Raw genomic sequence first — 21,143 nt, forward strand, 5'->3', positions numbered from 1 at the left:
GGAGAACCGTGTTCGACCGCACCCGCATCACCGCCGAGATCGCCGCCCAGGTGGGCATCGCCGCGCACGAGATCGAGCCCGACGACGACCTGCTCATGCACGGACTGCACTCGCTCGCCATCATCCGCCTCGTCGAGCGATGGCGGGCCGAAGGCGCCGAGGTGGGCTTCGGCGCGCTGGCCGCCACCCCGACCGTCGCCGCGTGGGAGCGCCTTCTCGCCGGGGCCGGCGCACCCGTCTCGCGCGAGGTGGCACGCGCCGCCGTGCACGACGACCCCCGCTTCGCGCTCGCGCCCATGCAGCACGCCTACTGGAGCGGCCGGCAGACGCAGCATCGGCTGGGCGGGGTCGCCGCGCACCTCTACGTCGAATTCGACGGCCACGGCATCGACCCCGGCCGTCTCTCGCGCGCGGTGACGGCGCTCGTCACACGCCACCCGATGCTGCGCGCGGCCTTCACCGACGACGCGATGCAGTGGATCGTTCCCGCGGGAGCGGTGTCGTCGACGGTGCGGGTCGACGACCTGCGTGACCTCGACGACGCCGGGGTCGCTCGCGAGCTGGAGCGTCTGCGCGACGAACGATCGCACCAGATGCTCGACGTGGTCGACGGCCAGGTCGTCCAGGTGGCCCTGACCCTCTTGCCCGCCGGGCGCACGCGGCTGCACGTCGACGTCGACATGCTCGCCGCCGACGCGCAGAGCTACCGTCGCATCCTCGAAGACCTCGCTCGCGCCTACGACGACGATGCCGTGCTCGGCGTTCCCGCCCACCCCGGCTACCGCGAATACCTCGCCGTCGAGGGCGACCCCGCGGCCCGCGAGCGCGACCGGGCCTGGTGGGCCGAGCGGGTGCCGACGTTCCCCGGTGCCCCGGCGCTCCCGGCGCGGGCGGAGGGCGACCGGCCCGACCCGCACGCGAGCGTCCGCCTCGCCGAGACCTTCGACCACGACCGAGCCGACGCCCTCGCCGCGCGCGCCCGGAGCCTCGGGGTGACGCCGTCGGTCGTGCTCGCCACCGCCTTCGCCGAGGTCGTGGCGCGCTGGTCGACCCAGCAGCGGTTCCTCCTGAACGTGCCGCTCTTCACGCGCGCGCCCGTCGTGCCCGACGTCGATGACCTCGTCGGCGACTTCACCAACTCGGTGCTCCTGGCCGTCGACCACACCGCTCCGGAGTCGTTCGCCGAGCGCGCCCGGCGGCTGCAGAGCCAGTTGCACGCGGCCGTCGACCACGCCGCGTACGGCGGGCTCGATGTGCTGCGCGACCTCGGCCGTGCAGCCGGCGAACCCGTGCTCGCCCCGATCGTGTTCACCTCGGGCCTCAACCTCGGCCGGCTGTTCTCGGAGCGGGTGCTCGGCGTGTTCGGCACGCCGTCGTGGATCATCTCGCAGGGACCGCAGGTCGAGCTCGACGCGCAGGTGGTGGACGTCGCCGAGGGGATGCTCGTCAACTGGGACGTGCGCCGCGACGCCTTCCCGCCCGGAGTGATCGCCGACATGTTCCGCGCGTTCATCGACCTCGTCGACGCCGTGATCGACCACGGCGACGGCGCCGTTCCCCTCCCGGCGGGGCAGCTCGAGCGGCGCACCGCGCACGACGTGCCCGCACCCGCCGCCCGCACCCTGCACGACGCGTTCTTCACCCGCGCCCGCTCGCACCCCGACGGCATCGTCGTCCGCTCCGCGCGCGGCACCCTCACCGCCGGCGAGCTCGCGGAGAAGGCCCTCACCCTCGCGGCGCGTCTCGCCGCGATCGGCGTCCGCGCGGGCGACACGGTCGCGGTGCGCCTGCCCAAGGGCGTCGACCAGGCGATCGCGGTGCTCGGCGTGCTCGCGGCGGGGGCGGCCTACGTGCCGATCAACGTCGACGATCCCGCCGCCCGCCGCGACCGCATCCTCGCGCGCTCCGGCGCCCAGGCGCTCGTGGGCGCGGCCGAGGGCGTCGACGTGCCGGTGCTCGCGGTTGCGGGGGATTCCGTCCCCCTCGCCGCCCCCGTGCCGGTCGAGCCGTCGGCGATCGCCTACGTCCTGTTCACCTCGGGGTCGACGGGCGAGCCGAAGGGCGTCGAGGTGCCGCACTCCGCGGCGGCGGCGACGATCGACGCGATCGCCGCGCACTTCGGCCTCACCGGAGACGAGCGCACGATCGCGCTGTCGTCGCTGCAGTTCGACCTGTCGGTGTACGACCTGTTCGCCCCGCTCGCCCTCGACGGCTCGGTGGTCATGCCCGAGGCCTCCGACACGGGCGACGCTTTCGCGTGGGCCGAGCTCATCGAGCGGCACGGTGTCACGGTGGTCAACGCGGCGCCCGCCCTGCTGCGGATGCTGCTGGATGCGGCATCCGACGATCAGCTCGCGAGCGTTCGCACCGTGATCACCGGGGGCGACTGGGTACCCGGCTCGACAGCCGCGGCCTTCGCTGCGCGCGTGCCCGGCGTGCGCTTCGCCGGACTCGGCGGCACGACCGAGACGGCGATCCACTCGACCGTTCACGAACCGGATGCCGACCACCCCGAGGCCGTCGTCCCGTACGGCGTTCCGATGGCGGGCGTCCGCTGCCGCGTCGTCAACGAGCGCGGCGAGGACTGCCCCGAACACGTCGTCGGCGAGCTGTGGATCGGGGGAGCGGGCGTGGCGCGCGGCTACCGCCGCGACCCCGAGCGCACCAGCGACCGCTTCGTCCTGCACGAGGGGGTGCGGTGGTATCGCACCGGCGATCTGGCGAGCTACCGCCCCGACGGGGTGATCGAGTTCCACGGGCGCCGCGACCACCAGATCCAGCTGCGCGGATACCGTATCGAGCTGGGCGAGATCGAGCGCGCTCTCGACGGCGTGCCCGGCGTCGATCGCGCGATCGCGTCGCTGCTGCCCGTGCGGTCGGGAGTGCTCGCGGTCACCGTGGCGCGCCGAGCCGGCGCGGTCGTCGACGAGCGGGGCATCCGCGCCGCTTTCGCGGAACGCCTGCCGGCGTACATGCTGCCCGAGGTCATCGTGCTCGTGGACCGCCTGCCGCTGACCGTCAACGGCAAGATCGACCGCGCCGCTCTGGCCGAGGGGGCCGCGCGCGCGGCGATGCCCACGGCGGCCGCGTCCGACGAGACGCCGCTCGAGCGCGCCGTGGCCCTGGTCATGGCCGAGGTGGTCGGAACGGCCGATCTGAGCGCCGACGACGACTTCTTCCGCATCGGCGGCGACTCGGTGCGCGCCGTCGCGTGCGTCGCAGCCCTGCGCGACGAGCTGCGGGTGAGCGACCTCACGGTCGCCGAGCTGTTCGAGGCGCGCACGCCTCGCCGGCTCGCCGCCGTGCTCGCCGATCGCGGCGGCGACGACGTGCACGTCGTCGCCGAACTGCTCGTCGAGCTCGTGACGGAGGGCGCCGATGTCTGAGCACGGAAACTCCGCACCCCTCACCCCGCTGCAGCGGGCGTACCTCGCCGCGCGCGACGGCGCGGCTCCCCTCGGGGCGACCGGGATGCTCGACGTGCGCGTCTGGGAGAGCGACGTCGATGCCGATCGGCTACGCGAGGTCGTGGCATCCCTGGTCGCCCGTCACGAGGCGCTGCGACTGCGGATCGACGCGGCGGCGGGAACGCAGAGCGTCGCGCCCGAGGCGGACGTGCTGCGGGTGGTCGACCTGCACGGACGCGGCGACGACGCCTTCGTCGATCTGCTGGCGGAGCTGCGGACCGCACCTCGGCCCCTCGACGCGCTGGTCGAGGTCGTGCACGTGCGCCGCGACGACCGCGACGCGGTGGTGCTGTGCTCCGACGCGCTCGCCCTCGACGGGCAGGGCCTCGCACGCGTCATCTCCGAGGCTCGGCGTCTGCTGGCCGACCCGACGCTCTCCCTGCCGCCCGCACCGACGGGGCTGCTCGACGCTCTGCGCGCGTTCCCTGCGGGCGCCGACGCCGACCGGGCGCAGCGCGCGGCCGACGACCTGCCCGCGGCTCCCCGTCTGCCCTGGCGCGCGGCCCTCGACGGCCTGGGACCGATCCGCACCGAGCGGACCTCTCGGGTCGTCGACGCGGCGATCTGGCGGCGAGCGGTGCTCGCAGGCGGAGCGGCGGGCCTGTCGGCGCACTCCGTCGCCGCGGGTGCGATCGGCGACGAGCTCGCCGCGCGATCCGGTGGCCCGGTGCGGCTGTCGGTGCCGACCGCGGGGGGCGGCGAAGATGCGCCGGTGGGGCCGTTCGCCGGCTTCGTCGTCGTGGGCGCCGGAGCCGATCCGGCCGACGCCGTCAGCAGCGCCCGGGTGCTGCAGGCCGAGCTGTTCGCTCGCCTCGACGGACCCGACGGCCCCGCGGTCGCCACCGCTCTGGCCCGACGCGACCGCACGGCGGTCGCCTGCCCGGTCGTCGTCACCAACGGCCTCGCCTGGCCCGCTACCCCCGCCCCGGTCGCCTCATGGACGGCGACGCCCCAGGTCGTGCTCGACATCCGACTCGGTGAGAGCGACGGTGCCCTCGTGCTCACCGCCGACGTCGCCGTCGACGCCCTCGCGCTCGAGACGGCGGGCGAGATCCTGGATGCCGTGTCCCGGCGCCTCGACGCAGTGGGTCGTCCGCGGCCCGCCGTGCGCGCGTCGTCGCTCTTGAGCGGCGCGAAGCGCGCCCGCATGGACGCCCTGCTGAAAGCGCGGGGGATCGCCACCGCTGCCGCTCCGGCATCGGTCGACGAAGTGGTCGCCTCGCCCTCGGAGGAGCGTATGTGGCTCCTGCACGAACTCGACCCGTACGCGGCGACGGGCGCCGTCGCCCTCGCCGTGCGGTTCGACGGCGACGTCGACGCCGATCGGCTCGCCACGGCGCTGCGCCGCACGATCGAGGACTTCCCGGCACTGCGCACCGTCTGGGATGCCGTGGAGGGCGGCGTACGCCCGCGGGAGCTGTCCGCCGACGCGGTCCACGTCGAGCGGATCGCGCTCGCCCCCGACGAGGTGCGCGCGTACGTCGTGGGCCGCGCGCGCGTGGCCTTCGACCTCGCCACCGAGGCTCCGCTGCGTGTCTCGCTCATCGACACCGGCTCCGGGGACACCCGCGGTCGGGGCACTGCTGCGGGCGCCACCGGAGGAGGAACCTCCGGGGAGGCCCACACCGGCGTGGACGACGCCCGTCGACCCGGACTCGTGCTCGGGATCGTGGGGCACCACATCGCCCTCGACGATGCCTCCTGGCATCCGTTCTTCGCCCGGCTGAGCGCTCATTACGACGGCGACGCCCCCGCCATCGATCGGGGCGCCTACCGGCGCTTCGCCGCCGAGAAGGTGCGCTGGCTGCGGGGGACGGGCAGTGCACCCGTGCTCGAGCGGTGGCGTGCGGTGCTCGACGGCGCGGTGCCGCTGACGCTCCCCGCGGCCTGGCGTCGCTCTATGGCGGAGCCGACACCGGTCGGGGCCGAGGCGCACGGCATCCGGCGCCTGCGCGCCGAGCTGCCGCGGCTCGCCGAGGCGGGCGCCCGCACCGGAGCCGGTGGACTGCACACGCTCGCGGTGGCCGCGGCGGCGGTGCTGACGGCGGCCACGGGGCGCACCGATGGCGTCATCGACCTGCCCGTCCTCGACGTCGAGGGCATGGGAGCGCACGCCGTGGGCGCGCGAGGCAATCTCGTGCCGCTGCGGCTCGGGGTGCGCGGCGACGACACGGTGGCGTCGTTGACCGCCCGCACCGTCGAGGCGGTGCGCACGGCGACGGCCGGGGGCGTCGTTCCCATCGAGCTGATCCGCCGCACGCAGCCCGCGCTGCGCGAGCGCGCCGGGTTCTTGCTCGTCGGCGTCGGCGACGTGCTCGGCTCCGCCCGCATCGGCGGCGCCGCGGCCCGCGAGATCGAGCTGCCGCCGCTGGCGACCGAGCCGGGGATCACCATCGCCCTCCGCGAAGGTACGACGCCCGCGGTGGAGGTGACGTGGTCGTCCGACGTCTCCGAGACGGCGGCGCGCACGGTGCTCGACGCGCTGTGCACGGCCGTCGAGGCCCTCGCGACCGCGGAGGGGGACGAGCCCGCCGGGCGTCTGCTGCGCGACGTCCTGCTGCTGCGACCGGCATCTGTCGCGACGGGGGTCGTCGACGCCTCGGCCCCGGTACGCACCGCGACGGTGTCTGCAGACGCCGAGCTCAGCGAGCGGGCGGATGCCGTGCTCGAGGCGTTCCGCGGTGCCCTGGAAGCTTTCGACCTGGGTCCCGACGACGACTTCTTCGACGCCGGCGGACACTCCTTGCTGGCCACCCGCGTCATCGCCACCCTTCGCGCGCGCGGTATCGACGGCCTGCGCATCGGCGACTTCTTCGCCCACCCCACCGCGCGGGCGCTCGGTGCGGTGGCGGGTGAGCCCGTGACGGCGAGATCGGGGGCCGCCCGCGCCGACGCTCCCGCCCCCCCCGGTACGCCGCGTTCCGCCGAAACGGAGGAGTCCGGTGCGGCCACGCGCGCCGACGCGGTTGCGCTGCTCCCGCAGCAGCGCGGCATCTGGTTCCTCGACCGCTTCGACGACGGCGGTCTCGGCTACGCCATCCCGTACGTGCTGCGCTTCACCAGTGCTCCCGATCCCGCCGCGCTCCGGGCAGCCGTCCGCGACGTGCTCGTGCGCCACGAGGGGCTGCGCGTCCTGGTGGATGTCGTCGACGGCACCCCCCGGCAGCGCGTGGTGCCGACGCACCGGCTCGACGACCTCGCCTGGTGGTCGACGGATGCCGAGGACCTCCGTCGCGGCTTCGACCTCGACCGTGAGATCGGGGTGCGCGCGGTGCACACTGACGACGGTCGGTCGCTGGGTCTGCTGCTGCACCATCTCGTCGCCGACGAGTGGTCCACCGGCATCCTGTTGCGCGATCTCGCCACCGCCTACGACGCGCGCGCCGCCGGGCGCGCGCCGGCATGGTCGACCCCCGCGCCCTCGCCGCTCGACCTGGTCACGGAACGCGCCGACACAGACGCGTCCCTGGCGTTCTGGCGCGCGCGGCTCGCCGACGCGCCCGCGGGGCTGCCCCTCGCCGCCGATCGCGCGCCCGATCCCCTCGCCCCGGCCGACGGCGGGTGGCACGCGTTCACGATCGCCGCCGGAGCCGCCGCGGGCTTGCGCGGCGTCGCCCGGCGCACCCGCTCGAGCCTGTTCGTGGTGCTCGAGGCCGCGGTCGTCGCCACGATCGCCCGCCTCGGCGAGAGCGACGACGTCCTCGTCGCCGTTCCCGTGGCGGGCCGCGACGAGCGCACGTCCGAAATGGTGGGCATGCTCGCCAACACGGTCGTGCTGCGGCATCGGGTTTCGGCCGACACGTCGCTCGACGCTCTCGTGGTCTCGGCGCGCGAGACCCTCGTCGACGCGCTCGAGCACGAGACGGTGCCGTTCGAGAACGTCGTGCTCGCGGTCGGTCCCGACCGCTCGACCGGCCTGAGCCCCCTCGCCACGACGATGGTGCAGCTGCACAGCGGGGGAGAGCTGCGCGGCACGCTCCCGCACCCGGGCGGCGAGATCGCCTACGAGATCGCCGAGCCCGAGCGCACGCACGCGAAGTTCGAGTTGTCGTTCGAGTTCATCGACGACGCCGAGGGCTTGCGCGGCGGAATCGCGTTCCGCACCGCGCTGTTCGACTCGCGCACGGTCGCCCGTCTCGCCGAACGGCTGCTGGCCGTCATCGGCGCGCTGGCCGACTCCGACGAAACCGCGACCCTCGCCGACCTCCCGATCCCGCGCGGCGAGGCGCGGCCGACCGAGTCGAGTGCTCCGGATGCCGAACCCGTCCGCGGTTCCGGGGCGGGGGCTGCGGCGGGTTCCGTTCCCGCCGCCGCGGGCGCGGGAACCGATCCCGACATCGACACCCTGAACGCGGTCCTCGCGTGCGCGGCCGAGGCGCTCGGCATCCCCGATCCCTCGCCCGAGGCGTCGTTCTTCGCCCTCGGCGGCGACAGCATCTCATCGATCGCGTTCGTCGCGCGCCTCCGGGAGCGCGGTCTCGCCGCCGCCCCGCGCCAGGTGTTCGCGCACCCGGTGCTCGTCGAGCTCGCGCGTGCGCTCCGGCCCGCCGAGACCGCCGCGACCGCGACCGAGAGCACCCCGCTGTCGGCCTCCGGGCTCAGCCCCGAACTCCTCGCCGCTCTGGTGGGGGACCCCCGATGATCGCGGGCGTCGTGACCCCGCGTGCCCCGCGTCCCGCCTCGACAGGAGATTGCCGATGATCGCCGACGTCCTTCAGGCCACCCCGCTGCAGCGCGGGCTGCTGGCCCTGGCCGCCGAGACCGACGACGCGTACGTCATCCAGGTGCGTCTCGAACTCGACGGGCGAGTGGATGCCGCTCGCTTGCGCTCCGCCGTCGACACGGTCGCTGCGCGTCACCCGGTCGTGCTCGGGCGCTTCGTCGACGAGGGACTGCCGCACCCGGTCCACGTCATTCCCGCGCGGGGGACGATCCCCGTCGAAGAACGCTCCGGCGACGGCGTGACGATCGCCGACGAGGAACGCGGGCGCGGGTTCGACGTGCGCACCGGTCCGCTGCTGCGCGTGACCCTCGTCCATGCCGACGCGGGCGACGAGGTCGTGCTCACCGGGCACCACATCGCACTCGACGGGTGGTCGTTCGGCATCGTGATCGACGAGATCCAGCGTGCCTACGCAGACGCCGCGCTCCCCGCGGTGCGCCCCTTCCGCGATCAGGTGCTCCACCTGCAGCAGAAAGACATGACCGCAGCGCTCGACCACTGGCGCGCGCGTCTCGGCGCCGGCTTCGTCCCGTTGCAGCTGGCCGACCGTGCGACCGAGCCCGGCGACGGCCGCTTCGGCGCCGCCACGATCGAGCGGCGGGGGTGGTCGGCATCCGACACCGATCGCCTCCTGTCGTTCGCCCGCAGCCACGACGTGACCCTGAACACGCTCGCCCAGCTCGCCACCGCCGTGATGCTGTCGCGCCTGACCGACCGCGACGACGTCGTCTTCGGCACCACCGTGTCGGGCCGCGACCCCGAGCTCGTCGGCAGCGAGAGCATGGTGGGGCTGTTCATCACGACCGTGCCGGTGCGTATCGGCCTCGACGACGCTCCCGTGGCCGCCGTGCTCGAGCGGCTGCAGCACGACTTCGCCCTCGACGTCGCACACGCCCACCCCGGGCTGCGCGCGATCGCCCGCACCGCCGGCGCCGGGTCGCTCTTCGACACCCTGCTCGTCTTCCAGAACGCGCCCGTCTCGCGTCACGACGGCACCGGTTTCGCTCCGGATGCCGCTGTCCGCCACGCCGAAGCGCACAGCCTCACGCACTACCCGCTCGTCGTCGCCCCCGCGGTGATCGAGGGTCGGTTCGTCGTCGATGTCGAGGTGCGCGCCGAGCAACTCGTCGGGCACTCCGCGTCGGGGCTCGCCGATCTGTGGCAGGCCGCGCTGGACGAGATCATCGCCCGACCCGCCGCGCCGGTCGACGGCATCCGGGCCGAACGGGACGTGGACCGCGCGGCGTGGGCGCGGCTGGCCGGCGACGCGCGTGGAGTCGAGCGCGACAGCGATCTCACCGCGGGGATGGATGCCGCCGCCTCTCGCCGCGACCCGAGCGCGGCGGACGACCGGGGCGCCCCGCTCGAAGACCGCCGCACCGTTCCCGACCTGTTCGCCGAGGCCGTGGCCTCCGGCCCCGACGCCATCGCCCTCGCCGACGGCACCCGCGCCTGGACCTACCGCGAGCTCGACGATCGCGCGGCCCGCCTCGCCGCCGGACTCGCCGCCGCGGGGATCGGCGGGGGAGACGTGGTCGGCATCGCCCTGCCGCGCTCGATCGAGGTGGTCGAGGCGCTGTTCGGCATCGCCCGGGCCGGTGCGTGCGCGGTGTACCTCGACCCGACGCTACCCGCCGGTCGCCTCGACGCGATCCGCCGCCTGTCCGGCCCTCGAGCGGTGATCGGCGTCTCGCCGTGGCACGACGTGCCGAAGGTCGAGCCCGCGGACGCCGCCCCGCCCGTCGTCGACGTGCACCCCGACGACGCGCTGTACATGATCTTCACCTCCGGGTCGACGGGGGAGCCCAAGGGCGTCGTCGCCACGCACCGCGGCATCGTGGCCCTCCACGCCGACCACGCCGAGCGTGCGTACTCCGGCGCCGCACCGGGGTCGCTCACCGTCGGGCACGCGTGGTCGTTCGGGTTCGACGCGTCGTGGCAGCCATTGCTGGCCCTGTTCTCGGGACACCGGGTGGAGCTGCTCGACGCCGACACGATGCGCGATCCGGTCAGCCTCGAGGCCGAGATCCTGGGCCGCGGCATCACGATGATCGAGCTGTCGCCCACGCTTTTCGGGTGCCTGCCGGCCGACAGCCCGGTGCACGAGCGCTTGCGCGTGCTGGGACTCGGGGGAGAGGCGGTCGGTGTCGAGGCGTGGCGCACGCTGGGGGATTCGCCGGTGCGCGCGATGAACTTCTACGGACCCACCGAGACGACCGTCGACGCCGTGTCGGCGGTGATGAGCGAGACCGACGAGGTCGTGCTGGGTCGACCGGTCGCCGGGATGCGCGCGTACGTCCTCGACCGGCGGCTGCGGCCCACACCCGTGGGAGCCGTCGGCGAGCTCTACCTCGCCGGCCCGCAGCTCGCGCGCGGGTACGCGGCGCGCGCAGCCCTCACCGCCGAGCGGTTCGTCGCCGACCCCTTCCGGCACGGCGGACGCATGTACCGCACCGCCGACCTGGTCCGCGTGCGACCCGACGGACGACTCGCGTACCTCGGCCGCTCCGACGACCAGGTCAAGATCCGCGGTCACCGCATCGAACTCGGCGAGGTCGCGACGGCAGTGCGCAGCCTCGGCGGGGTGCGCGAGGCCGCGGTGCTCCCGCGGCCCCGCGGGCGCGGGACCGTGCTGCGGGCCTTCCTCGTCACCGACGAGCCGGGTCCCTTCCCCCGATTCATGGATGCCGCCTCCTTCCGCACGCAGCTCGCCGCGGTGCTGCCGGGGTACATGGTCCCCGCCGACGCGGTACTGGTCGAGGCGCTGCCGCTGACGCCGAACGGCAAGCTCGACGCGCGCGCGCTGCAGGCGCTGGAGCCCGCCGTCGTCGTCTCTGCGGGGGGCGTTCTCGCTGAGACCACCTCTGCGCGCGCCGATCTCGCGGAGGTGGCTCTCGCGGAGGCCGTTCTCGCTGAGGCCGCCGAGGCCGTGCTCGGTCACCCGGTCGACCGCGACGACGACCTCCTCGACGCCGGAATGGACAGCATCGACCTCGTCTCGTTCACCCACGCCCTCGCCGCGCGCGGGGTCTCCGTGACGATCGCCGACGTGCTGAGTCACCGCACGCTCGCAGAGCTCGCGGGGGCGGTGGAGGGCGCCCCGGCGTTCGCGTGAGCGGGCGGCGGGGGTGGGTCGCGGGGCGGCTCATACGCGTGCGCGGACTCCGGGGACGAGGGCCTCGACCGACACGGCGGTCAGACCCGCGTCTCGCCCGAGGCCGTGGCATCCCGCCCCGGCGCCAGCGTGATGACGGGCAGCGGCTCGGGACGCTTGGCCTGGATGTGGTCGCCCGACGACTGATGCCGCAGACGCCGCAGCACCCACGGCACGAGGTACGACCGCGCCCACACGAGGTCTTTCTCGCGCGCGGCACGCCACGTGGTGGCGTTCAGGGCCTCGGGCTGCATCGGCTGCAGGTCGTTGGGCACGTTCAACGCCCGCAGCACCATGCGCGCCACCTCGTGGTGGCCGAGAGCGTTGTAGTGAAGCCGGTCGTCGTCGAAGAAGCGCATGTCCTGCACCTCTTTCAGTCCCCACTGGTCGGCGACGACGCAGTCGTGGGCGTCGGCGATCGCGCGGATGTTCTCGTTGTAGATCGCGACCTTGCCGCGAATGCCGCGGAACACGGGCGTGAACTCGGTATCGATGCCGGTGAACACGACGACGGTGGCGTTGTCGCGACGCAGGCGGATGACGGCATCTTCGAACTGCTGGGCCACGGCATCCGGATCGGTCCCGGGACGGATGACGTCGTTGCCGCCCGCCGAGAACGTGATGAGGTCGGGCTTGAGCGCGAGCGCGGGCTCGATCTGGTCGGCCACGATCTGCCCGATGAGCTTGCCGCGCACGGCGAGGTTGGCGTAGGCGAAGTCGTCGACCGCCGAGGCGAGGACCTCGGCGACGCGGTCGGCCCACCCCCGATGGCCGCCGTCGGGCAGCGGGTCGCCGATGCCTTCGGTGAACGAATCGCCCAGGGCGACGTACCGGCGCCAGGGGTGCGGACCGGGGTTGTCGGGCGAGGGCGAGGTGCGGGGCGAGTGCGGATCGAGTGTCATCGAAACCTCCGACCCCCAGGCTAACCCCGGCCTCCGACATCGCTCCAGGCTCCGGTGCGGCCTGCCCCGCCACTCGTCGAGACGCCCCGATGGCAGACACGCCCGACGTGCCGTGTCCTCGACGCATAAACGCGATGTCCGCGCGAAAACGCGCGGAGAGAGCGTTTCTGCGTGCGGAGAGCGTTTATCGACGGTGAGACGGCGGAACGACTCACCGGCCGCCGCCACGACCGATCCGCTTCGCCTATCGTGGATGTTCGCGCACACACGGGACGGAGGTTCGATGCTGGAAGAAGAAGCCCGCACCCCGAACCTCCCGCACACCCCCGCAGACCCGGATGCCGTGCCCTCGACGCGCATCGCCAGCCCCGGCCCCGTGGCGTCCCCGGGTCCGATCGCGAGTCCGGGTCCCGCGGCGTCTCAGGGTCCGATCGCGAGTCCTGGGCGCGTGGCGTCCCCGGGTCCCATCGCGAGTCCGGGCCCCGCGGCCAGTCCCCGCCCGGTCGCCAGCCCCAGCCCCGCGGCCGTCAGCTCCGCCGCGCCCGCCTCCGCGGACGCCCCCGCCGCCCCCACCCACGCCACCGCGCCCGTCGCCGACCACCCCCTCCCCGGCGAGGCGCCGTTGCCTCTCGACGCCGCGACGGCCGACGGCGTCGAACCCCACTTCGGCTCGTTCGCCGCCGAGCACCTGTCGCCCTCGTTCCCGCAGCGCGCCCCCTGGGGAACGGCGCAGCGCCTGCGCGCCTGGCAGGCCGAGGCGCTCGACCTCTACTTCGGCCTCGACGGACCCGACGGCGAGGGCAAGGGCCCGCGCGATTTCCTCGCCGCGGCCACCCCCGGCGCCGGTAAGACGACCTTCGCCCTGCGCCTCGCCTCCGAGCTCATGCGTCGCCGCGTCGTCGACCGCATCGTCGTCGTGGCCCCCACCGAGCACCTCAAGACCCAGTGGGCCGAGGCGGCCGCGCGTGTCGGCATCCGTCTCGATCCGTTCTTCTCGAACCGTCACGCCACGCCCTCGCGGCAGTATCACGGCGTCGCGGTCACCTACGCCCAGGTCGCGGTGAAGGCCGAGGTGCATCAGCGTCTGACGATGGATGCCAGAACCCTCGTCATCCTCGACGAGGTGCATCACGGTGGAGATGCGCTGAGCTGGGGCGACGCCCTGCGCGAGGCCTACAACCGCGCGACTCGCCGACTGCTGCTGTCGGGAACGCCGTTCCGCAGCGACACCGCGCCCATTCCGTTCGTGGAGTACCACCCGAACGCGAAGGGCATCCGCCTCTCACGCACCGACTACGCCTACGGGTACCGGCGCGCTCTCGAGGACGGCGTCGTGCGGCCCGTCTTCTTCCTCGTCTACGCGGGGCAGATGCGTTGGCGCACGAAGGCCGGCGAAGAGATGGAGGCCCAGCTCGGGCAGGACAACACCAAGGACATCACCTCGCAGGCCTGGCGCACCGCGCTCGATCCGAACGGCGATTGGATCCCCGCGGTCCTCCGATCCGCGGATCGGCGCCTCACCGAGGTGCGCGAGACGGTCCCGGATGCCGGGGGCCTGGTCATCGCGACCGACCAGACCGCCGCACGCGCCTACGCCGCCATCCTCGAAGACATCAGCGGCGAGAAGGTCACCATTGTCCTCTCGGACGAAGCCGAGGCCTCGGGGCGGATCGAGACGTTCTCGAAGGGCACGAGCCGCTGGATGGTCGCCGTCCGCATGGTGTCCGAGGGGGTCGACGTCCCGCGCCTCGCCGTCGGCGTGTACGCCACCAGCGCTTCGACTCCGCTGTTCTTCGCGCAGGCCATCGGGCGTTTCGTCCGTGCGCGCCGTCGCGGTGAGACCGCGAGCGTGTTCCTTCCCAACGTCCCGCAGCTGCTCGCTCTCGCCGGCGAGATGGAGGCGCAGCGCGAGCACGCCCTCGATCGCGACAGCGACGCGGAAGACCAGTGGAACGCCGAAGAAGACATGATGGATGCCGCCGAGCGCGAGGACAAAGCCTCCGACGCGCTCGAGCAGGAATTCGAGTACCAGGCGCTCGGATCCCTCGCGCACTTCGATCGCGTGATGTTCGACGGGCAGGAGTTCGGTCAGCTCGCGGTTCCCGGAACCATCGAGGAGGAGGAGTTCCTCGGCATCCCGGGTCTTCTCGAACCCGAACAGGTGCACGAGGTGCTCATGTCGCGCGCCACGCGGCAGTCACGCCACCGCTCCACCCGCGAGGCGACCGAGAAGGAGAGCGGTGTCGAGCCGCCCTCGGTCGACGACGGCGGGCTCCCGGCGCCCCTCCACCGCACCCTCAAAGAGCAGCGCCAGCTGCTCAACACGATGGTCGGTCTCTACGCCCGCCAGAGCGGCGAGCCGCACGGCCTGGTGCACGCCGAGCTCCGCCGCATCTGCGGGGGCCCCGCGGTCTCGCACGCGACGGTCGCGCAGCTGCAGGCGCGCATCGATCTTCTGCGCAAGCGCGTGCACTCCTGACCCGGGCGCGTTCTCCGTCGCGAGAGGGCATCTCGCCGACGCGCCGGCGACGAGCTGCAACCGACGAGTCAGCGAGGCGTGGTTTCGAGGCCACCGCGGTCCCGACGCCCCCGCCCGAGCGGTGCGCCTGGCCACCGCCTCCGTCGCCCGGCCGCGCCATCGCGACCCCGCTTTTCGCGACCCCGAAATGCTGGCACCGAGCACTCGGCATCCGCGTCTTTCCGGGCTTCGGGGGGCCGAAATGCTGTCAGTGTGGGCCGACGCGCCCGAGGGCGTGAATCGCCCTCACTACGGTGGGGGACGACCCGAAGGAGCACCCGTGACGACCCCCGCCACACCCACCGCCCGCGATCGCCGCCGCTGGGCGTGTTATCTCGTCGACGAACGCGCCGAGGCGCGCGTGTACCGCGAGCTCGCCTCGCGCCGCACCGGAGAGGAACGCGACATCCTGCTCGCCCTCGCCGAGGCCGAGGGCCGCCACGAGCAGCACTGGGTCGATCTCCTCGGCGAAGCGCCCAAGCGCCTGCCCGCACCGGGCATCGGCACCCGCCTCTTGACGTGGATGGCCCGCCGCTTCGGCTCGATCTTCGTCCTCGCCCTCGCCCAGAACGCCGAGGCCCGCTCGCCCTACGCCGACGAGCCCTACGCGACCCCCGCGATGGCCGCCGACGAACGCGTGCACCACGAAGTCGTCCGCGGTCTGGCCGCCCGCGGGCGCCGACGCCTCTCGGGGACCTTCCGCGCCGCCGTCTTCGGCGCGAACGACGGCCTCGTGTCGAACCTCGCCCTGGTGATGGGCGTCGGGGCGACCGGGGTGGCCCCCAGCTTCGTGCTCTTCAGCGGCATCGCGGGCCTGCTCGCCGGCGCCCTGTCGATGGGCGCGGGGGAGTTCGTCTCGGTGCGGTCGCAGCGCGAGCTTCTCAAAGCCACCGAGGAGAGTGACTTCGCCGACTCCGCTCTTCCCCATCTCGACCTGGATGCCAACGAGCTCGCGCTCGTCTACCGCACGCGCGGAATGGACCCCGACGCCGCTCTCGACAAGGCCCGCGAGGTCGTCACCGCCGCGCAGGCCGGGAGCGCACCCGCCGCAGCCGCCCCGGGCGAGTCGTCGCACGAGGTCGTCGGAAGCGCCTGGGGAGCGGCCCTTTCGAGCTTCCTGTTCTTCGCCTCGGGCGCGATCATCCCGGTGCTGCCGTGGATCTTCGGCATGGCCGGCTTCCCGGCCGTGGCACTCGCCCTGGGCCTCGTCGGAATCGCGCTGATCGGCACCGGCGCCATGGTCGGTCTGCTCTCGGGCGCCTCGCCGATCAAGCGCGGACTCCGCCAGCTCGCGATCGGTTTCGGCGCGGCCGCTGTCACCTACGTGCTGGGTCTGCTGTTCGGCGTGTCGGCGGGCTGACGCGGCGAGAGGCGCTGCCCTCGGGCAGCGCCGGTGGGGGCCCGGCCGGGCCGGTCGTCGTTCGCGATCAGCCCCGGCTCGCCGCCGTCACCCGCGCGGCCTCGCGCGCTGCGCCGAGGTTCTTGCGGCCCGCCCGCGAGCCGGCGAGCTTGGCGGCGATGTGCTCGCGCACCGTCACCGGCTCGTACAGCGCCGGGGCCTCGGCCGAGACGAAGTGGGGCAGCGGGGCGATCACGGCATCCGCGTTGCCGTCGTGAAAGAACGCCGCCGAGCGTCGACGTTCGATCGTGCCGTCGATGACCGGCGGCTTCACCCGATGCAGGGTCGACATCCACCGGTCGTTCGTCAGGCGGGCCGCGACATCACCCAGGTTGACGAGCAGGGCGCCCCGGGCCGGCGAGACGTCGTTCCACGAGCCGTCCTGGCCGAGAACCTGGAGTCCCGCGACCTGGTCCGCCCAGAGCACGGTGACGAGACCGAAGTCGGTGTGCTCACCCATGCCGGTCAACTCCGCTCCGAGCTCGATCGAGCCCGGCGGGAGGGCGTAGTTGTTCATGCGCAGCACGTCGATGGAGTGATCGGTGACGTCGTCGAAGAAGTCGTCGGGCACCCGAAGTGCCGCCGCGAAGATCCGCGTCAGAGTCTGTGCGACACGCCGCGCCTCTCCGTAGTAATCGCGGACGGCCGGCTCGAAGACGCGCGTCTCGGCGGGCCAGGTGTTCTCCGCGTAGTCCTCCGCGGTCGCCGTGCTGCCCGAGTACTCGGCGGCCGAGGTCCCCACGTTGAACGCCTCGAAGAAGTCGTTCATCCGCGTCACCGGATCGACGCCGAGGCTGTAGCTCAGGGACTCGCTCTTGGGCGGGCTGTACCCGCGATTCTCGGCCGCGGGCCGCACGTAGGCCTTCTTGGCCTCCAACGGCAGGGCGAAGAATTCGTCGAGACCCTCCGTGAGCTCCGAGATCACGGCATCCGGGATGCCATGACCCACCACCTGCATGAAGCCCACGGTGCGACACGCGTGGTCGACCGCGGCGACCACCGCGGCTCGAGCATCGGGGGAGCCGGGGCCCACCCAGGCGGAGATGTCGATCATCGGCACAGAGAACGCGGGCATGACCCGACGCTAGGCGGCCGATGTCACGCGGGTTTTTCCGCACCGTCACGCACGGCGCGACGGTGCGGAAACACCCGGCGGCACGGGGGCGTCGTCGACGATCCCGACGCCGGGTCACGGCATCCGGAATGCATGCCGCCGACGCCGGCGCCCGCGTGCCGTCGCCCGGGACCCCGCGTACAGCAGCGCCCCGATCGCCGTGGCGAAGAAACCGATTGGGAGGTCGGTCGTCACGGCCAGCGCGATCGACGCCCACACCGTGCCGAGCGTGAGGGCGACCGAGAGGGCTATCCCGCGGCCGGGCGTCCGCGCGAGCACCTGCGCCGCGGCCGGGGGGCCGATGAGCAGAGCGAACATCAGCAAGGCGCCCACCATCGGCACGCTCACCGTCGTCGCCGCGGCGATCACGAGAGCGAAGACCAGGTTTACTCCCGTGACGGGTATTCCGCGTGCGGCGGCGAGGGACGGCGAGACGGATGCCAACAGCAGCGGCCGCGCGATGAGCGCGACGAGGGCGAGACAGCCGACCGCGAGCAGGCCCATCGTGGTCAGCTGATCGGGGGACACCCCGAGGATCTGGCCGAACAACAGGGTGAACACCTGCGCCGAGTACTCGCGGGAGCGGCTGAGAAACAGGGCGCCGAGGGCGAGCATCGTCACGAGGGTGAGGGCCGTGACGACGTCGTGCCGTGCGCGGCGGCCGAGGATCACGATCCCCACGGCCCCGCCCGCGGCGAAGACGCCGAGGCCGAGCAGCGGATTGACTCCGATGAGGACGGCCCCCGCGGCGCCGGCGAACGCGCCATGCGGCACCGCGTGTGCGAAGAAGGCGTTGCCGCGCAGCACGACGAAGAAGCCGACGACCCCGGCGACCACCGCCACGATCGTCCCTCCCGCCCAGGCGGTCATGAGGTACGGCGCGAACATCACGCCGCCGCCGTCCGACGCACGGGCGGGCGCAGGGCCCGGACGGAACGCGCCCCGACATAGGTGAGGAACACCGCGGCGACGATCGTGAAGCTGACGGGCCAGCTGCTGCCCCCGAACCAGTCGAAGCTCGCAAACGCCACCAGGCACCCGAGCCACACCTCGACCACCGCGATGACCGCGGCGAGCAACGCCGCCGTGCCGAGACGCCGCGTGAACAGCAGCGCGGTCGCGGCGGGTCCGATCAACAGCGCGGTCGAGAGGATCGCCCCGATCGACAGGGACGACAACTGCACGGCCAGGGCGAGGGCGACGAGGAAGAGCGTGCTCGCCGTTCGCGAGGGGACTCCGCGCGCGGTGGCCAGATCGTGGTCGAGGGTCTCGAGGGTCACCCACCGCCAGATCGCGGCGACGATGGCGAGAGCGAGGCCGCCCAGGGCGACGATGACGGGCACCAGGCGCGTGTCGATCGAGAACAGCGAGCCGAAGAGGACCGAGATCGCGGCGTTGCTCGACCCGCCGATGAGGGTGTCGAGGGTGAGGAACAGAGCGGTCAGCCCCGTACCCGCCCCGAAGACGACGCCGGTGGCCACATCGCGCCCTTCCAGCCGCCGGGTGCCGATCGCCTCCATCGCGACGGCCGAGATCACCCCGGCCACGACGAACCCCCACAGCTGACTCACGCCGAGAAGGAATGCCCCCGACCCTCCGACCGCCCCCAGATCGGCGAGCGCATGACCGGCGAAGGATTGACCGCGCGTGATCGCGAACATCCCGACGACGCTCGACACCACCGCGACGAGGGTTCCGACCACGAGGGCCGTCTGCACCGTAGAGCTCGCGAAGAACGCCGAGAGCATCGCGCTCACGAGGGGGTCCCGCCGTCGTCGGCGACGACGAAGGTGCGCCCCGCCGTCTCGATCACCCGCATCGGGGCGCGGTACAACGCGCTCAGCACGTCGTCGCGCACGACCTCGGCAGGAGTCCCCACCGCCGCCCGCCCGCCCGCGAGGTAGGCGACGCGGTCGAGCACAGGGAGCAGCAGGGTCAGGTCGTGCGCCGTGACGACGATCGACACATTCGAGTGCCGTCGCAGGTCGTCCAGGAGGGCGACCACGTCTCGCGCGCTGACCGGGTCAAGGCTCGCGAGCGGCTCGTCCAGAAGGAGCAGGGCCGGCCGGCTCACGATCGCGTGCGCGAGGAGGACCCTCTGCTGCTGTCCGCCCGAGAGCTCGCCCACCCGAGCGTCGGCGAGACCCGATGCGCCCACCTGCGCCAGAGCGTCCTCGACCGCACCGCGCAGGCGACGGCGACCCAGAGGGATGCCGAGCCGCGCCCCGTCGAGACCCAGCATCACGACATCGCGAGCGCGCAGGGGCGCCTGCGGGTCGAGAGCGATCTTCTGCGGGACGTACCCGACCCCCGCGCGTCGAGTCGGACGCTGGATCTGTCCCTCCTGGGGCCGCAGGATGCCGAGCAGCACGCGCAGCAGCGTGGTCTTGCCCGCACCGTTCGCTCCGATGAGACCGACGATCGCTCCCGCCGGCACGTCGAGGTCGACGTCGTCGAGCACCGCCGTGCCCGCGAAGCGCACCGAGATCCCGCGCGCCCGAAGGACGACGTCGGGATCCCGGAGCGGAGGCGCCTCGCTCACAGGTGCTCGGTGGAGGTGCCCTGGGTGACGGCCGTCTCGAGCGCCTTCACCTCGGCCAGCATCCAGTCCTGGTAGTGGTAGTTCGCCGGCATCGTCTCGTACACGCCCACGACCGGGATGCCGTTGTCCTTGGCGAGCTGGAGGTATTTGTCGGTCGTGTCGTCGGTGACCTGCTGGTTGTAGAGGAACACCTTCACCTGCTTGCCGGTGAACAGGGCGTCCTGCGTCGCGGTGTCCTGCGCCGACGGGTCCGTGTCGTTCATGATCGCGGCCTGCAGGTTCCAGGGCGTCTTGACGTCGGCATCCGCGGCCTCGAGCATGTAATCCGCGACGGGCTCGGTCACCGCGACGGGCGTCCGGGGGTGGTTCCGGGCGAAGCTCGAGAGCGCGTCGGTCCAGTCCGGACAGCGAGGCGATGAAGGTGGCGAGGTTCGCGTGGAATGCGTCGGCGCTCGCCGGATCGAGCTCGCTGAGCTTGTCGGCCACGGCGGTGGCGACCGCGGGCATCGTCTTCGGGTCGTACCAGAGGTGCGGATTGTCGGTGCTGTCGGGCAGGCCGAGCACGTCCTGCGCCACGATCACCGAGCGGCTGCTGTCGGGGGAGGCCTTCTCGAGATCGGACATGAAATCGTCGTATCCGAGGCCGTTCTGCACGATGAGCTGCGCCCCGGCGATCTCCTTCGCCACGCTCGCGCTCGCCTCGAACGTGTGCGGATCGGTGTTGGGGTCGCTGAGGATCGCCGACACATCGACCCGGTCACCCCCGATCTGCTGCACGACGTCGGCGTACTCGTTCTCGGCGGCGACCACGGCGACCTTCGGGCCGGAGTCGGCCGTGGCGTCGGGAGTCGGCGCCGACGCGCCGGTGGCGCACCCGGCGAGAACGAGTGTCAGCAGAGAGACGGAAGCGGCGGCGGTGACGACGGTGCGCGTGGTTTTCATGGAGGTCGGGTCCCTTCGGCGATCGGTTCCAGGGAATGAGAACCGTTATCACGAGGCACCGTAGGGAGGGAGGCTATGCCGTGAAAAGGCGACGGCTATTGGTTCGCTGTATGGATCGCGCGCGAGCTCCGAGGCGCGCGCCCAGGGCACTCGGGAACCGGGATGCCGGAAAACCACGAAGGCCCCGGACGAATCCGGGGCCTTCTGTGTTGTGCGCGAGGGGGGACTTGAACCCCCACGCCCGTTAAAGGGCACTAGCACCTCAAGCTAGCGCGTCTACCTATTCCGCCACCCGCGCATCTGGGTGATTTGCTGCTTTCGCAACGAAGAACGACATTACCATGCTCCCGACGCCGCCTCGAATCGATGCCGCCCCCCGGGC

At 73.0% G+C, this 21,143-nt stretch carries 11 protein-coding genes, 1 tRNA gene and 1 pseudogene; 5 read left to right on the top strand and 8 right to left on the bottom strand.

The window, feature by feature from the left end; all coding sequences use genetic code 11:
- The first annotated feature begins 8 nt into the window (after positions 1 to 8).
- From QE416_RS12310 to QE416_RS12320, 3 genes are read left to right on the top strand one after another with little or no spacing between them, the layout of a single operon-like run.
- On the top strand, positions 9 to 3,386 hold the full coding sequence (locus QE416_RS12310; protein WP_307316598.1) for an amino acid adenylation domain-containing protein: 3,378 nt from the start codon (positions 9 to 11) through the stop codon (positions 3,384 to 3,386).
- Positions 3,379 to 8,109: a condensation domain-containing protein gene (locus tag QE416_RS12315; protein WP_307316601.1), complete on the top strand. Its 4,731-nt coding sequence runs from the start codon at positions 3,379 to 3,381 to the stop codon at positions 8,107 to 8,109. Before QE416_RS12310 ends, QE416_RS12315 begins: the two co-directional genes overlap by 8 nt.
- A 55-nt stretch (positions 8,110 to 8,164) precedes the next feature.
- The gene (locus QE416_RS12320) at positions 8,165 to 11,305 is read left to right on the top strand and encodes an amino acid adenylation domain-containing protein (RefSeq protein ID WP_307316604.1); all 3,141 of its coding nucleotides are present in this window, start codon (positions 8,165 to 8,167) and stop codon (positions 11,303 to 11,305) included.
- 80 nt (positions 11,306 to 11,385) lie between these two features.
- Here the strand turns inward: QE416_RS12320 and QE416_RS12325 are convergent, their stop codons facing one another.
- Positions 11,386 to 12,246 (bottom strand): SGNH/GDSL hydrolase family protein, encoded by an 861-nt coding sequence (locus QE416_RS12325; RefSeq protein ID WP_307316607.1) that lies wholly within the window; start codon positions 12,244 to 12,246, stop codon positions 11,386 to 11,388.
- Positions 12,247 to 12,529: 283 nt separating this feature from the next.
- Between QE416_RS12325 and QE416_RS12330 the strand changes: the two genes are divergently transcribed.
- Together QE416_RS12330 and QE416_RS12335 are read left to right on the top strand one after the other, a co-directional pair.
- Positions 12,530 to 14,725, top strand: coding sequence for a DEAD/DEAH box helicase family protein (locus tag QE416_RS12330; RefSeq protein ID WP_307316608.1), 2,196 nt, complete (start codon positions 12,530 to 12,532; stop codon positions 14,723 to 14,725).
- 319 nt (positions 14,726 to 15,044) lie between these two features.
- On the top strand, positions 15,045 to 16,124 hold the full coding sequence (locus tag QE416_RS12335; protein ID WP_307316610.1) for a VIT1/CCC1 family protein: 1,080 nt from the start codon (positions 15,045 to 15,047) through the stop codon (positions 16,122 to 16,124).
- Between the two features lie 67 nt (positions 16,125 to 16,191).
- Here QE416_RS12335 and QE416_RS12340 read toward each other — a convergent pair whose 3' ends face one another.
- The 7 genes and pseudogenes from QE416_RS12340 to QE416_RS12370 form a co-directional block, all read right to left on the bottom strand.
- Positions 16,192 to 17,238 carry an isopenicillin N synthase family oxygenase gene (locus tag QE416_RS12340; RefSeq protein WP_307316612.1) on the bottom strand — a complete coding sequence of 349 codons (1,047 nt, stop codon included), beginning with the start codon at positions 17,236 to 17,238 and terminating at the stop codon, positions 16,192 to 16,194.
- A 114-nt stretch (positions 17,239 to 17,352) separates the two neighbouring features.
- Positions 17,353 to 18,165: a metal ABC transporter permease gene (locus QE416_RS12345; RefSeq protein WP_307317944.1), complete on the bottom strand. Its 813-nt coding sequence runs from the start codon at positions 18,163 to 18,165 to the stop codon at positions 17,353 to 17,355.
- A complete protein-coding gene (locus tag QE416_RS12350) occupies positions 18,165 to 19,025 on the bottom strand; it encodes a metal ABC transporter permease (RefSeq protein WP_307317946.1) in 861 nt (286 codons plus the stop codon). The genes QE416_RS12345 and QE416_RS12350 overlap by 1 nt, the downstream gene beginning before the upstream one ends.
- Positions 19,026 to 19,030: 5 nt before the next feature.
- Positions 19,031 to 19,819, bottom strand: a complete 789-nt coding sequence (locus QE416_RS12355; protein WP_307316613.1) for a metal ABC transporter ATP-binding protein — start codon at positions 19,817 to 19,819, stop codon at positions 19,031 to 19,033.
- The gene (locus QE416_RS16510) at positions 19,816 to 20,355 is read right to left on the bottom strand and encodes a metal ABC transporter solute-binding protein, Zn/Mn family (protein ID WP_373458884.1); all 540 of its coding nucleotides are present in this window, start codon (positions 20,353 to 20,355) and stop codon (positions 19,816 to 19,818) included. The genes QE416_RS12355 and QE416_RS16510 overlap by 4 nt, the downstream gene beginning before the upstream one ends.
- A pseudogene (locus QE416_RS16515) lies at positions 20,264 to 20,761 on the bottom strand (metal ABC transporter substrate-binding protein); the annotation flags it as partial. The pseudogene QE416_RS16515 and the gene QE416_RS16510, both read right to left, overlap by 92 nt.
- 212 nt (positions 20,762 to 20,973) lie before the next feature.
- Positions 20,974 to 21,059 (bottom strand) — tRNA-Leu (locus QE416_RS12370).
- Positions 21,060 to 21,143 lie beyond the last annotated feature (84 nt).

It is taken from the genome of Microbacterium sp. SORGH_AS_0421 (genome assembly GCF_030818635.1).
Lineage (GTDB): Bacteria > Actinomycetota > Actinomycetes > Actinomycetales > Microbacteriaceae > Microbacterium.